Annotated in this window: 11 protein-coding genes; 4 read left to right on the plus strand and 7 right to left on the minus strand. The window is 61.2% G+C overall.

What is annotated here, in order from left to right; genetic code table 11:
• Positions 1-5: 5 nt before the first annotated feature.
• Positions 6-644: a murein L,D-transpeptidase catalytic domain family protein gene (locus tag DF286_RS03800; protein WP_243444707.1), complete on the plus strand. Its 639-nt coding sequence runs from the start codon at positions 6-8 to the stop codon at positions 642-644.
• Here the strand turns inward: DF286_RS03800 and DF286_RS03805 are convergent.
• Positions 641-1927: a L,D-transpeptidase family protein gene (locus DF286_RS03805; RefSeq protein WP_109270225.1), complete on the minus strand. Its 1287-nt coding sequence runs from the start codon at positions 1925-1927 to the stop codon at positions 641-643. The two genes, DF286_RS03800 and DF286_RS03805, sit on opposite strands and share 4 nt — an antisense overlap.
• Positions 1928-2269: 342 nt before the next feature.
• Here DF286_RS03805 and DF286_RS03810 point away from each other — a divergent pair, with 342 nt between their 5' ends.
• Genes DF286_RS03810 through DF286_RS03820 form a run of 3 tightly spaced genes read left to right on the plus strand, consistent with a single transcriptional unit; the run spans position 2270 to position 5638 of the window.
• Complete coding sequence (locus tag DF286_RS03810; RefSeq protein WP_109270226.1) at positions 2270-3058, plus strand: metallophosphoesterase family protein; 789 nt, start codon at positions 2270-2272, stop codon at positions 3056-3058.
• A 28-nt stretch (positions 3059-3086) separates the two neighbouring features.
• Positions 3087-4262, plus strand: coding sequence for a hypothetical protein (locus tag DF286_RS03815; RefSeq protein ID WP_207789995.1), 1176 nt, complete (start codon positions 3087-3089; stop codon positions 4260-4262).
• Positions 4259-5638 (plus strand): O-antigen ligase family protein, encoded by a 1380-nt coding sequence (locus tag DF286_RS03820; protein WP_158274615.1) that lies wholly within the window; start codon positions 4259-4261, stop codon positions 5636-5638. The genes DF286_RS03815 and DF286_RS03820 overlap by 4 nt, the downstream gene beginning before the upstream one ends.
• A 198-nt stretch (positions 5639-5836) precedes the next feature.
• Here DF286_RS03820 and DF286_RS03825 read toward each other — a convergent pair whose 3' ends face one another.
• The 6 genes from DF286_RS03825 to DF286_RS03850 all read right to left on the minus strand — a co-directional run bounded on the left by DF286_RS03825 (position 5837) and on the right by DF286_RS03850 (position 14030).
• Positions 5837-6973: a DegT/DnrJ/EryC1/StrS family aminotransferase gene (locus DF286_RS03825; RefSeq protein ID WP_109270229.1), complete on the minus strand. Its 1137-nt coding sequence runs from the start codon at positions 6971-6973 to the stop codon at positions 5837-5839.
• A gap of 40 nt (positions 6974-7013) precedes the next feature.
• On the minus strand, positions 7014-7922 hold the full coding sequence (locus DF286_RS03830) for an LbetaH domain-containing protein (protein ID WP_109270230.1): 909 nt from the start codon (positions 7920-7922) through the stop codon (positions 7014-7016).
• A gap of 21 nt (positions 7923-7943) precedes the next feature.
• Positions 7944-8915 (minus strand): Gfo/Idh/MocA family protein, encoded by a 972-nt coding sequence (locus DF286_RS03835; RefSeq protein ID WP_207789996.1) that lies wholly within the window; start codon positions 8913-8915, stop codon positions 7944-7946.
• A gap of 11 nt (positions 8916-8926) precedes the next feature.
• Complete coding sequence (locus tag DF286_RS03840) at positions 8927-10249, minus strand: nucleotide sugar dehydrogenase (protein ID WP_109270232.1); 1323 nt, start codon at positions 10247-10249, stop codon at positions 8927-8929.
• Between the two features lie 126 nt (positions 10250-10375).
• Complete coding sequence (locus DF286_RS03845) at positions 10376-11872, minus strand: hypothetical protein (protein WP_109270233.1); 1497 nt, start codon at positions 11870-11872, stop codon at positions 10376-10378.
• Positions 11873-11900: 28 nt separating this feature from the next.
• Positions 11901-14030 carry a bi-domain-containing oxidoreductase gene (locus DF286_RS03850; RefSeq protein WP_109270234.1) on the minus strand — a complete coding sequence of 710 codons (2130 nt, stop codon included), beginning with the start codon at positions 14028-14030 and terminating at the stop codon, positions 11901-11903.
• Positions 14031-14060 lie beyond the last annotated feature (30 nt).

Here is a 14060-nt window from a genome sequence, read left to right on the forward strand (position 1 = left end):
TAGAAATGGTGAAGGAACACCGGGAGGGGAAACTGAACCTTACTCGCCGACATTTTCTTCATGCAGGCGCCGCCGCCGGACTTTTGTCCATTGCCGGGCGCCCCAGCGTCACGGCCGCCGCGTCCTTCGCGCCGCAGATCGATTCGCGCCTCAAGGCGCGGGCGCTGCTTGCGCTTGCCGCCAAGCGGTCCAGCATCCGCAACGCGGACGTGATCGGCATCGCCGACTTTTCGAGGCCCTCAGCCGATCCCCGCTTCTACCTTCTCGACGTGATGAGCGGTCGCGTCAGCGCCCATCATGTCTCTCACGGCCGCGGCTCCGATCCGGACCATTGCGGCTGGCTCGAGGCATTCTCGAACGAATATAATTCGCTGGCGACGTCGCGCGGATCCTACGTCACCGGCGACTTCTACACCGGCAAATATGGGTATTCGCTGCGCCTCTCCGGGCTGGACCCCACCAACAGCAACGCCGAAGGCCGCGCCATCGTGGTCCATTCCGCCTGGTATGCCGAGCCGGAGATCGCGCGGCAGCAGGGCAAGCTCGGCCGCAGCGAAGGCTGCTTCGCGTTCGGTGCCGCCAGCCACCGGGAGATGCTGGCCCGCCTCGGTCCCGGCCGCCTGCTCTACGCCGACAAGGTCTAGTTGCCGTTCGAGGCTAACACCGTCCCGTCACTGTCGTTCAGCGCCAATGCCACAGGATGGTCGCGCTCATAGAGATCGTCATAGGCGATGATCCCGCCGCTGTCCTTGGCCGCCGCGGCGGTGAAATAGGTGATATAGACGGGCAGCGGCGCCGCCAGATCCGCCTGCACCGTCTTGCCGGACGCCACCGTCTCGTCGATCCGCGCCTCGTCCCACTCGCCGGTCGGCCCCAGCAGCGTCGCCGCGAAGCCGAGCGCGTCCTGGGTGCGGATGCAGCCATGGCTGAACGCACGCTCCTTCTTGGCGAACAGGTTCTTGGCGGGCGTGTCGTGAAGATAGATGGCGTAGTCGTTGGGCATCACGATCTTCATGCGGCCGAGCGCGTTGTTGGGCCCGGGCCGCTGTCGCATATAGACCGTCCCGTCCTCGCCGCGCGTGGTGACATAGCCCTTGGCGCCGGCTCCGACCTCCTTGACGATGCTTTGGGGCAGGTTCCACCAGGGGTTGAAGATGACGCCGCTGATGGTGGCGCTGAGTTGCGGCGTCGCCGTCTTGGGCTTTCCGACCACGGCACGATGTCTTGAGACGACCTGGCCGTTCTCGACCAGCGCCACCGTGTAGGCGGGCACGTTCACGATTACATATTTCTGCCCGAGATCGCGCGGCATCCAGCGCCAGCGGTCGAGATTGGCGCGGATCTTGTCGATCGTCTCGGTATCGCTTTTCGGCGTCGCCGCGAGCACGGCCTTCAGCTCGGCATATTGCGGGTGGGTGGGCAGCAGCGAGGTGAGCGTGTCGCCGACATTATTGTCCTCGGTCGCCTTGGCCATCAGCAAATATTGCTGATTGCCGTTTATCTCATCGTCCTCGATGTGCCAGCCGAGGCGAGCGTCGCCGCGAGCGTGGCCGAGGCTAAGATCGGAGGAAAGGCGAAGGAAAATGTCGGTCGCGGCGCGGTTGAGCTCAACCTCGTCCGTTCCGCCGAGGACGGCGCGAAGGCGATCGGGTTGATAATCGGCCGGATCGAGCCCTTCCTCGCCGATGCGTTCGACATAGCCGAGCAATTCCTCGACGTCGCGGCGATCCCACTTGGCGACCGGCATCGGCGGCGGTGCGATCACCGGCACGGCCTCGACGGCGGGCGGCGCGGGCCGGGCGCTCAGCACCTCGCCGGATTGGATCTGCTCCTGTGTCGGCGCCTCGCCGGGCAACAGCTGCGCGGCCGCGGGCACCGCGACCAAGGCACCGGAGAGGAAAAGCGCTAATCGAGATAGATGATACATGGCATCCCCGTCGTCACTGCTTGTCGGCCGGCGCCCGCCAGCCGCCCTTCCCCCTCAAAATGCCTGGACGGGAGAGGCGGTTCCGATGTCAACACGCTGAGCCTGAACTGGAAATGGCCGAAGAAATGAGCATCCCCCAGAAGCTGCCCATTTCCTTAGCTGTACCGGCCAACGTCGCCAAGCGTCGCGACAGACCAGCCGCCGATCTTTCCGTCCTATGGAGATTTGCCTCCCGGCACCCGCGCTTATAAAGGGACGCCGGTGGGAGCCGAGGGCTTCGTCAGCGGTTCGGCATGTCGGTGCCACCGGTCAATCAGCAAGAACGGCAGTCGCGGATAAAGCATGGTTTTTTTCAAGAAGATTCTCGGAAAGAACGAGCCAGCGACTGGGGCACGGGGAAAGGCCGGCGCGCGCGCCTACGCAGTGGGCGACATTCACGGTCGCCTCGATCTTCTCGACATGATCCTGGCCCACATCGAAGAGGACATGGCGTCGCGCGACGCGCGCAGGACGTTCATCGTGTTCCTGGGCGACTATATCGATCGGGGCCCCGATTCGGCCGGCGTGATCGAGCGGCTTCGCACTTATGATCCGGCGGGCGCAACGCCTGTATTCCTCGCGGGCAATCATGAGGAAGTGCTGCTGCGACTCCTCCACGGCGAGCGCGGCATTCTCTCGTCCTGGCTGAAATTCGGCGGCATGGAATGCGCCGAGAGCTACGGCATCGACGGCCAGGAGCTGCGCCGCATGGAGGAAAGGGCCGGCCTGAAGATCGTCCGGGACCGCGTGCCGGACACGCATCGCGCATTCCTGGAAGAGCTCGCTGACACGTTCAGCTTCGGCGACTATCTCTTCGTCCATGCCGGGATTCGCCCCGGCATCGACCTGGAGGAGCAGAACCTGTCCGACCTGCGCTGGATCCGGGAACCGTTCCTGAGCGAGGCGCGGACCCACGGCTTCATGGTCGTTCACGGCCATACGATCGTCGAAGCGGTGGACGAACGGTCCAACCGGATCGCCATCGATACCGGGGCCTACCAGACTGGGCGGTTGACCGCGCTGGTCGTCGAGGGTGATCGCCGCCGCTACCTGGTCGCCGAAGCCGCCGAACTCGATGCTCATGGCGAGTGACGCTGCCGGGGCTCAGGCCCGGCCCGGCTTGTTCAGGCTGGTTGTGGCCGTCGCGGCGGGCGTGCTGCTGGCTTGGCTGGTCGTGCGTTCGGCCGCGGTCAATGCGCTCCTGGAACAGGATCTGGCGGCCGCCGCGGCGGTATCGCCCAGCGATCCGCGCGTGGTCCTCGCCCAGGCCGATGCCGTGGTTCGGCGCGAGCGCGGCCCCGTCGCCCAGGCGGCCCTGGACAGCGCTTTCGACGCCGCCCAAGGCGCCCCGCTCGAGGAGACTCCTTTTCTTTTGGCCGGAGCCAATGCGCTCCGGGCCGGCGACGAAGACCGTGCCGAACGCCTCCTCGTCGAGGCGAAGGAACGCAACCCCCGATCCCGCACGGCTCGCTTCCTGCTCCTCGAACATCATGTCCGCGTCGGGAAGCCCGCGGCCGCGGCCCAGGAGATGGCCGCCCTCACCCGGCTGATGCCGGACGCTCGGCCGGTGCTGATCGCAGGCCTCGCCCGCTTCGCCGCCAGCATGCCCGACAATGGCGCGATCGCCGAAGTGCTGAAGGGGGATCCGGCGGTGCGGCACGCGGTGCTGGAGCATCTCGCCGCCTCGTCGGAGTCGCCTGAGCTTATTCTGACTCTGTCCAACGGCGCCCGCCCGGCGCCGGGGGCGCGATGGCCCGAGGCGGTGATTGCGGCGCTCATCGAGCGCGACGAGGTGCCGCGCGCCTATGCCGCGTGGCGCCGCTTCTCCGGCTTCCCGGCGGGCGCGGCCGCGGCCGGCGTCTTCAACGGCGGTTTCGAGGATCTGCCCGCCGCTCCGCCATTCAACTGGCTCGTTGAGAGTGGTGAGGCCGGTTCCGCCGAGCTCGGCAATGGTCTGAGGATCGCCTATCCTGGCGAGGCCAGGGCGCAGTTCGCCCGCCAGCTCCTGCAGCTGCCACCGGGTTCCTATAGGCTTTCCTACGAAGCCAAGGGCGAGAGCGCGGCCGGCGGAAGCGGTCTCGTCTGGACGCTGACCTGCCACGGCTCCGGAGCACGGCTCGCATCGCTTCGAGTGAATCCATCGGCTGTGATCGCCCAGTCGAACGAGGCGCAGTTCACCGTCCCCGCCGGCTGCTCCGCCCAATGGCTGAGTCTGGTCGGTGTGCCTGGTCAGGAGACCGGCATCTCCAACCTCATCATCAGCGACCTTGAGATCGCGGGATGGGACGGGGCATGACGGACCGTATCCGCGAGGGCCTGGCCCCCGCCTATCTGCTGCTTTGCCTGGTTCTGGGCGGCGCCAGCGCCGCCGGCCTCTGGGCGAATATGCTGCTCCAGCTGCTGGCGATACCGATCATCCTGTGGTCGCTGGTCGGCTCGCCGGATTCGTCCCTTTCGCCTCCGGCGCGGCGCCTGATATTGCTGGCGGGGCTGGCGGTGGCGCTCGTCGCGCTGCAGCTCGTGCCGCTGCCGCCTGCCCTCTGGTCGTTGCTGCCAGGACGCCAAGCGATCGTCGAGGGCTACCAGATGCTCGGCATGCCGCTGCCCTGGCTGCCGATCTCGCTCGCCCCCTACGACACAGTGGCGTCCGCGCTATGGCTCCTGCCCGCGCTCGCGGTCCTGATCGGGATGCTGAGGCTCGGCTTCAATCGCGACTGGCTGGCCTGGTCGGTGGTGATCGTGGCGGCCCTTTCGCTCCCGCTCGGACTGGTCCAGGTCACGGCCGGCTCGCTTTTCTACATCTACGAGATCAGCGACTTCGGCCTCTATACCGGGCTCTTCGCCAACGCCGGACACCTGGCCTTGCTGCTGCTCGTCGCCCTTCCCCTGCTTGTCGCCCTCTATGTCGGGTCGGCACGGCGGGGACGAGGCGAAAAGACGATCGATCGGCAGACGCTGATCCTGCTCACGGCCCTGCTCGCGATCGCGGCCGGCCTCATCCTCAGCGCCTCTCTCACCGCGCTCGGGCTCGCCCTGCCGGTAGCGATCGCCTGCCTGTGCATATGGCTGCGGCGCAAGCGCAGGATCTCGCGGCTTTGGGCCCTTCCCATCGGCCTTCTCGCCCTTCTCTACATCGGCGTCGTGTCGTTCACCTCGTTCCAGAACAGCTCGATATGGAACGAAGCGATCGGGGGTCCCGATTCCCGTCACCCGGCTCTCGGCAAGAGCATCGCCGCCGCGCTGGATTTCCAGCCGATGGGGTCCGGCATAGGCACGTTCCCCGACATTTACCGCCGCTATGAGGATGCCGACAGCGTGGGACGGGTCTATCTCAACCACGCGCACAACGATTATGTCGAGCTGCTGCTCGAGACCGGCCTTCCGGGCCTGGCGCTGATCATCGCCTTCCTGCTGTGGTGGGGCCGCCGCACCCATGCGATCTGGCTGTCGAACGAATCCGGCCCCCTCCAGCGCGCCGCGACCATCGCCTCCGGCACGATCCTGGTGCACAGCGCAGTCGGCTATCCCCTCCGCACCGCCGCCCTCGCCGCCGTCTTCGCCGCCTGCTGCGCACTGATGGCGCGGCCGAGGGAAAAAAATGTGTCGCAAAGAGGGCCAGGGTCGCAACCGGCCAAATATGGTCGCACTGCCCGCCACCTTTCGGCGAATTAGCGGCGCTCTGAATGTCCGGGACACGGCTCAACGCGGACATTTGTCGTAAGGGTTCGCGCGCTAGGAGCTTACACGACAAGTCCATCAGTTACATAGAGAACCTAGCACTTTCGTGCTTAGCCCCAAGGCTTGGCGCCTTCAAGCAATCCGATCGAACCCGCTCGACATCATGCGATCATGCGATTGAAGGAGTCCAAGTTAGCTGCCGGCCGTTAAAGCCTCGTGGAGCGCGTCTATTACGCGGCTTTGGCTCAGTTCATCGAGATAGGGATGCATTGGCAAACTCAGCACGCGCTGGCTCAGCGAGTCAGCGGACGCACAGCCGTCGGGGTCGCGCGGATACTCGCTGTACGCCGTTTGCTGGTGAAGCGGCAGCGGATAATAGACAGCAGTTGGAATGCTAGCCGCCTTCAGCGAATCCTGAACATGGGCACGCTCCACCCGATCGGCGACTTTGATAGTGTATTGAGCCCATACCGATTGATATCCCTCGGGCACCGAAGGGGTCGTAACTACGTTCGACAACCCCTCATGATATCGGGCCGCCACGCGATTTCGCGCTTCAATCTCGTCCGCATAGACGGAAAGCTTAACGGACAGAATTGCCGCCTGAAGAGTGTCGAGCCGGCTATTCATTCCAACGCGCACGTTGTCATATTTGTCCGAGCCTTTGCCGTGCACACGGAGCGAATCGATCAACTTGCCGAGCTCGTCGTCATCGGTGAAGATCGCACCGCCATCTCCATAGCAGCCAAGCGGTTTGGCTGGAAAGAAAGAGGTTGTGGTCGCCCGTCCAAACGTTCCGGTCATCCTGCTGTTAATGATGCCACCGAAACCTTGTGCGCTGTCGCACACTACATCGAGTCCTTCGCGCGCCGCGATTGTCTCTATCCTAGGCATATTTGCCGGAAGACCGAACAAGTCTACCGGGATCACCACGCGAGGATTAAACCCCTGGGCGCGCGCTTCGCCAATCGCGCGCTCAAGGCTCGAAGGGTCCATGTTGAAGGTCGCTTCGTCGCTGTCGACGAACACCGGAGTCGCGCCGATCATTGGCACTACCTCGGCGGTAGCCGCGAATGTGAAGGTTGGCACCAGCACCGCATCGCCCGCACCAACACCCAGCGCCATCAGAGTAAGCTGAAGCGCATCGGTGCCGTTGCCGCAGCTTATAACATGCTTGGCGCCGCAGAATCTTGCTAGTTCAGCCTCGAAGTGCTTGACTTGCGGCCCCATGATATAAGCACCTTGATCGAGCACCTCGCCGATCGCCTGATCAATCCGGCCGCGAAGGCGTTGCTGCTGTGCGGCTAGGTCGATAAACTGGATGGTCATGGCATGTCCTAGTGAAAGGGCGAGGCGAATCTCCGCTGAATCAGCGCACAGTCGCCTTGAGATTTCGGATAAATTTGTCGTGATCAATCGCGAAGTTGCCAGTTACTCTGGCCCCATTCCGTACGTTGCGTACGACCGTCGCTCCGATCGTCACCACGCTTTTCTCGCCAATCTGCAAACCGTTGGAGACAGTGGAATTGGGCCCGAGATAGGCTCCCGCCGCTAAATCGACCCGTCCCGACAACATCGAGCAGGCGGTCATCTTGCACCCCGCTTCCAACTCACAATCATGCGCTACATGAACCAGATTGTCGAAAGAGCAATCGTCCCCGATCCGAGTAAATACCGGATAAATGCTGCGGGCCACGGCGCTATTACTACAGAAAACCACATTGTTCCCGATCCATACGCCGCCCGCATGAGCCTGTAGCCGATTACGGCCACCGATGGGGGCAATTTCATAGGCTTCGCTGCCAATGACCGTGCCGGCGCCTATCCGGCATCCCGAGCCGATGATAGAGCGCTCTTGGACCACTGCATTCGGGCCGACCCAGCTTCCCGGTCCGATCCGAACGTTACGCGGATCGATGTAGGCGCGCGGATGCACGAACGCATCCGGAGCGATCACAGTGTCGAAATCGCTCCAGAAGTAGCCGCTTCGCCCGCATAGTTCCCGGTGGACGTAATAGGCTGCTGCGATCGGATCGCTGGAAATGGCACAGCCTACATCGGGCGGAACGTCGTCGACCAGATCAGCAGGGCAAATAAAGCCGACGATACCGGAACAAGATGCGGCCTCCCGAATATGGCGGCGGTCGGTGATAGGTACCAACCGGCATTCGACGCGCGTCGGGACTTTGCCTATTGTATAGAAATCAATGTCGCGTGCAATTTCGTCAAAGTACGTGGCGAACTCGCGGAGTCTAGCGCGCTTATCGATATTGAACATGGTGAATCTCCCGTGCCGTCGCTAGGCGACCGGCCGCATCTGCATCAGGTCTCGACGGGCCCGGTCGAGTACCTTGAGCACACGCAGGCCTTCCTCGCCATCCGTCCGCGGCGTAACACCTGACACAATGCTCATTATGAAGTGCTCACATTCGCTTCGAAGTGGCTCCGCTCTAGGCACCATCACGAACTCAGCCTCAGCCTTATCCGGAACAGGCACTGGTCCGTTGCAGTCGATGCGATGGCGGTACAGTGCGAGCCGCCGGCCCCATTCGGGCTCGCTATCCTCAAACACGGCCATCGCCTCGTCGCCTACAACGACAAGTCTCTGTTCCTTGAAGGGATGCGCCCAACTAACCTGAATGTGCCCAGAAAGGCCCGACGGGAAGCCGAGCTGGCAGGTGCACCAGTCCACAATACCGTCCGTGACAAAGGATGCACCTTGGGCGGAGACACGATCCGGCATGGCGTCCGCTAGGGCTAGCACCATCGAAAGATCGTGAGGCGCGAACGACCAGAGCACGTCCTCTTCGGTACGAAATTTACCGAGGCTCAGCCGGTTCGAGTATATGTAGCGCAACCGGCCCAGTGCGCCACTCTCAACGAGTTTTTGGAGCGCAAGAAAAATTGGATGGTAGCGCAGCAGATGCCCGACCATCAGCACGCGATCGGTCGCAGCAGCCGCAGCAACCACCCGCTCGGCATCATCCGGAGTGAGCGCCAAGGGCTTTTCTATGAAGACATGCTTGCCCGCCGCAATCGCGCGGAGCGCCAACGAGGAGTGACTCACCGCTGGTGTCGCTAAGGAAATCCCGTCAATCATAGGATCAGCGAGTACTTCCTCAAGACTGCGGACGGGCGCCGCGGTCGCCGCCGAAATCCGCTCAGCCACTGCAGGATCTCCGTCGACTACGCCGACGAGCACCCCTAGCTCAGCAAAATTACGTGCGAGATTACGACCCCAATAGCCGCATCCGACCTGGGCGATGGCCACCCTATCGCCCCTCATGCGCACACGACGTTCAGATTGTCGCCACGATATCGGCCGCGAGTGTCCACGATCAGTGGGGCATGCTCAAGGAGCATGTCATAATCAAACGCAGCATGATGGGTAGCTAGGAGCACACAATCGTAGCTTTTGAGCGTTTCAGGATCTAGAGAAACGCTAGTCATCGTAAAGTGGTGTTCGCGCGTCTCGGGAAATACAGGAATATGGGGATCGCTGTAAGATAACTCAGCTCCAAGATCACGCAGCTTTTCCATGATGATGACCGACGGCGACTCGCGCATGTCGTCAACATCCGGCTTGTACGCGATACCCAACACCAGTACTCGCGCACCCTTGATACATTTAAACCGATCATTGAGCGCCATTGCAATCTTGTGCACAACGAAGTCAGGCATGGCGCCGTTCACCTCGCCGGCAAGCTCAATGAAGCGCGTGTTGATCCCGTATTCCCGCGCCTTCCATGTCAGATAAAATGGATCGATGGGAATGCAGTGACCGCCGAGGCCAGGTCCAGGATAATAGGGTACGAAACCGAAGGGCTTAGTCGCCGCAGCATCGATAACATCGTGGATATCAATGCCCATCCGGTCGGCCACGATCTTCATCTCGTTCACCAAACCTATGTTCACCGCCCGCTGAATATTCTCGAGTAGCTTAGCCAGTTCGGCAACTTTGGTCGACGATACAGGCACGATCGTGTTGATCGCCGCCTCATAGCAGGCAACCCCCACTTCGGTGCATACAGGCGTTACGCCGCCCAAGAGCTTCGGGATGGTGCGCGTGGAATAGTCCTTGCGGCCCGGATCCTCCCGCTCCGGGGAATACGCTACGAATATCGTCTCGCCAGGAACCAGCCCCCGCCGATGGACGACGGGCAATACCTCGTCGTCGATTGTACCGGGGAAGGTAGTACTCTCAAGTGCTATGAATTGGCCTTCCCGCAGATGAGGTTCGATCGATGCCATGGTCGCACGAATGTACGACATGTCCGGTTCACGATTGCGGTTCAGCGGCGTAGGCACACAGATAATGAGGCAATCAGCCTCGGCGACGCGGGCATAGTCCGTGGTCGCCTCAAATCCGGACGAAAGCGCGCTAGCAACGCGATCAGCGCCGATATGTTCGATCGTGCTTTGACCCGAATTAAGTAGGTCCACGACACGCCGGTTGACGTCGAAACCGAGCACCTTTTGCCCGCCCTCGACAAAACAAAATGCAAGCGGCTGGCCGACATAGCCAAGTCCTACAATGCCAATGGTCGCTTGGCGCGACCGATACCGCTCGACCGCGGATTGATGCTGCGAGTTTTGGATACCCATAAATCCTGGGACATACAGACGTTACGGGAGCGGGCTCTATCGACTCGGCCGCACGCAGACAACCCTATTTCCATCTCATGCCGCGATGGTCGGCGCTCCGTCGAGGAGCGCCATCGCTGCGCCTTGTTACTTTTCCACCGGCAGCGCGTGTTCATTACGGAAGTTCACCCTTACTCCGGAGCGGAACTGCCCGTCCGCGACCGTCGGAGTTCCGTCGATCGTCCCAATGCTCCAGTGGTTCTGCGAGTGTTCGGGATCATAGATAATATACTGGAGTGGTGTGCCCGCACCGTTATGACGGTAGCGGATGGTGCCCACTCTCATGGATGCGGACACATCATTGCCGAACGCAGGATGGTAGCGAAGCGCGCTAGCAGCGCCACTCATGCTGCCAGAATCTATGTTAATCACCTGCACCGCCAACATTGCCGCCCCCCCCGTTGTTATGGCTTCCCTTCGCTGACCCTTTACGGTGATGGATTTCGCGCTCAGCGAAGCATTGGCTACAACGATCGGCCTGTCCCCTCCTGTGACTTCAATTCGATCACATGACAGGGCACCTGATAATATGGCGATCCCGAACTCGCCTCCGCACGAGACTTCAACGCTTTGAACGTGATTAGACCCAACGGGTACGGCGGCCGTCTGGGCTGATTGGATGATTGCCGCATCGGCGGAGGCTCCAGTATCTTGGAAATCACCCGTCAGAGGACCAAACAAGTTACCGTCGACACTGAAGTCCTCGTCGGTGTCGTAGCGCTCAATATAATAACCAAACGCAAAGCCCTGACCGGTCGCAGTAGAAAACTCGCAATTTCGCGCGGACCGCACGGCAATCAATGCAGACTCTCCTGAGCCGGGAAATGCGGTAGCATGGATAGGCCCGACGGTGCACCCTTCATTGTCGATCGCGCGGTTGTTTCGATCGTAGCCCACGGAGCAGTATAGGACCGGCTTGTAATTCGAGCGGGAACTAATTCGCCCGAAATGCGAATTTCGGCAGCCGACCAGCACAAGAGCGCTTCCAGCAGTTCCATTTGATCCAAATGGTTGTCGTCCCTTCATCATTGTCGCGTCGATATCTCCGAATATCCCATCGTCACACCACAGCGCGAACATTCCGATGGCCAGCTGCTTAAACGTGAAATGCGCCTCTGATCGGACGCGTTCACAGGAATCGATGACAATACCGGCCAACTCGCTTTCGGAGCCTGTGCTTACGCCAGAGAAATATGCCTTGCCAGATAGCTGCAAGTCGGGGACGTCCTGAAAAAGGAAGCCCATCGGCCCAACGGCACCATTGGATATCGCCGCCTTGGGGCTGCCTTCGATTTCGAATAGAGCATCTAGAAACCGGAAACGGACCGGCTTTTTCACGATGACGGTTTGACTCAGGCGATGCGTTCCAGAGAACGTGACGACGCCTCGAGTGCGTGAAGACCAATCGACCGCCGCCTCAAGGGCTGCAGTGAAATCCGAAGCGCTGCTCTCAAGAAAAGTCTCGAACGCGCGGGTTACCGAATATTCCGCACCGAAGGCATTCTGATCGCCGCCGAGCAGTGACAATGCTGACACTGCGCCGAGAAAACTAACCAACCGGCGCCGAGAGACTGCTAGGGTCATCGCTTACCTCAGCACCGCAGTTTCTGCCTTATTCCTGCCTGCGCAGCAAGTTCGCGGCTTGAATGGTGACTTGAGTCACCTCATCGAGCTCGGGGAATGAAATGGGGGACTCGCCCCCCTGTTCCACGGCAGCCAAAAAAGCCTTGGCGCAAGCATCCTGCCCCTTGTCCTGGCGCCAGAGTCTCTGCCGCCGGAAACGAGGCCAATTGTATCCGCGGAGCCGGATGAAGTTATCCAGTTGAAGCGTTCGACCCGCCGAAAAGACCTCTATTCGCTCCTTCGGGAACGACACCCCACCATTGGCAAGATAATGGACCGTTCCAAAGGATCCGTCCGCAAATCCGAGCGTGATTACCGCTTTGTCCTCGGTAACGGATACAGCGTCGGAATCACCCATCCGCCGCGCTGTTACCGAGGTGATCGGCGCCCCGACCAGAAAACGCATCAGGTCGATGTGGTGGCACGCTTCACCAATGATGCGTCCGCCCCCGACCGCCGGATCCTGCGTCCAGTGGTCAGAGGGAATGTTCCCCGCGTTCATCACCATGATTATCGATTTTGGTTCGCCTGTCGAATCGAGTAGGCGCTTCATCGTTCTTACGAGCGGCGCGAAGCGACGATTAAACCCGACCATTAGCAGCCGCCCCCCCGCGAGTTGGGCTTCGCGGATCGCCGCTAGTTCGTCGAGCGTCAACGCGAGCGGCTTTTCGACAAAGACGTGCTTGCCTGCGTTAAGCGCTTCGACGGTGAGGCTCGCATGACTGTCATGACGGGTGGCAATGACGATAGTGTTCACTTCCGTGTCGGCTAGCAAAGCTCCTGTGTCGGACGTCGCGCGATCAAAGCCGAGCCGCCTCCCCTGCACAACGCTGCTGACACCACCGGCGGATGCAACGCTATGCAATGCTGCACCGGCATTTCGAAAAGCCGGAATCAGCATACGGGACGCGTAGTTGCCGGCACCGATGAAGCCCACAATGGGCGTGTTAGCGTGAGGGGTCGGGGACGGTTCTCGTAGTTGTACGGAACGACCATGGCGATCATCGATTGGATGGTCGTAGGTTAGCAGGATCCCGAGCGCGCGTTTATCTTGCGTGAGCACGGAATAAGCCGAAGCCGCATCCTCGAACGCGTAGCGGTGAGAGATGAGTGGCATCACCCGTAGGCGTCCCGACGCCATCATGTCCACTACCGCTTCGAAATTGCGCTGCTCCGACCAGCGTACGAAGCCTACCGGATAGTCCTGCCCATGCTCTTCGTAGCTGGGATCATAACGGCCAGGACCATATGAACATGAGACTTGGAAACTTAATTCCTTTTCGTAGAAATCAGCACGGTTGAGCGTGAGACCCGTGACGCCGACCAGCACGATGCGCCCACGCTTGCGCGACATTCGCGCAGCCTCGCTCACCGGTTCAGAGGATTTGGTAGAGGCGGTTATAATCACGCCGTCGACCCCGATGCCGCGGCTCAACGTCATTCCGGCAGCGATCGGATCCTCGCCTTCGGCTGGATTGCACGTCATAGCGCCAAAAACTCGGGCCAAGGCAAGCTTGTCGTTATCGAAATCAATCGCGAGAACGCGGCACCCGTGCGCCAGCAGAAGCTGAATCGTCAAAAGCCCGATTAGCCCGGCGCCAGTCACTACAAACGCCTCACCCAGAGTCGGTTGGGCCAGCCTGATACCCTGCAGACCTATGCTCGCGACGACTGTGAACGCGGCCTCCTCGTCGCTAACGCTGTCTGGAATGCGAGCGCATAGGTTCTTCGGCACGCTGACCACATCGGCGTGCGGACCGTTCGAAACAACACGGTCACCAGGCTTGAAGCCGGCAACGCCTGCACCGGTCTCGGCCACTCGTCCAACATTGCAGTAACCGAGTGGAAGCGGCTGCGACAATTTGGATCGCACCGCGTCAACAGTCGTCATCACGCCGTCGGCACGAGCCTTTGCTAGCACCTGCGCGACCTTTTCCGGCTGCTGGCGTGCCTTTGCAAACAAGCCGGCTTTTCCAAAATCGACCAACATTCTTTCGGTGCCGGACGAGATCAGAGACTTGGTCGTATCGATCAGAACATGGTTTGGGCGGGCCTGTGGCGCCGGCGCCATAACAAGCTCCGACTGCCCCGACTGGAGATTCTGAAGAATTTGTTTCATGTCGACTGCGATGTGCCTGCTCGGTTAGCG

This window comes from Sphingosinicella humi (assembly GCF_003129465.1).
GTDB lineage: Bacteria > Pseudomonadota > Alphaproteobacteria > Sphingomonadales > Sphingomonadaceae > Allosphingosinicella > Allosphingosinicella humi.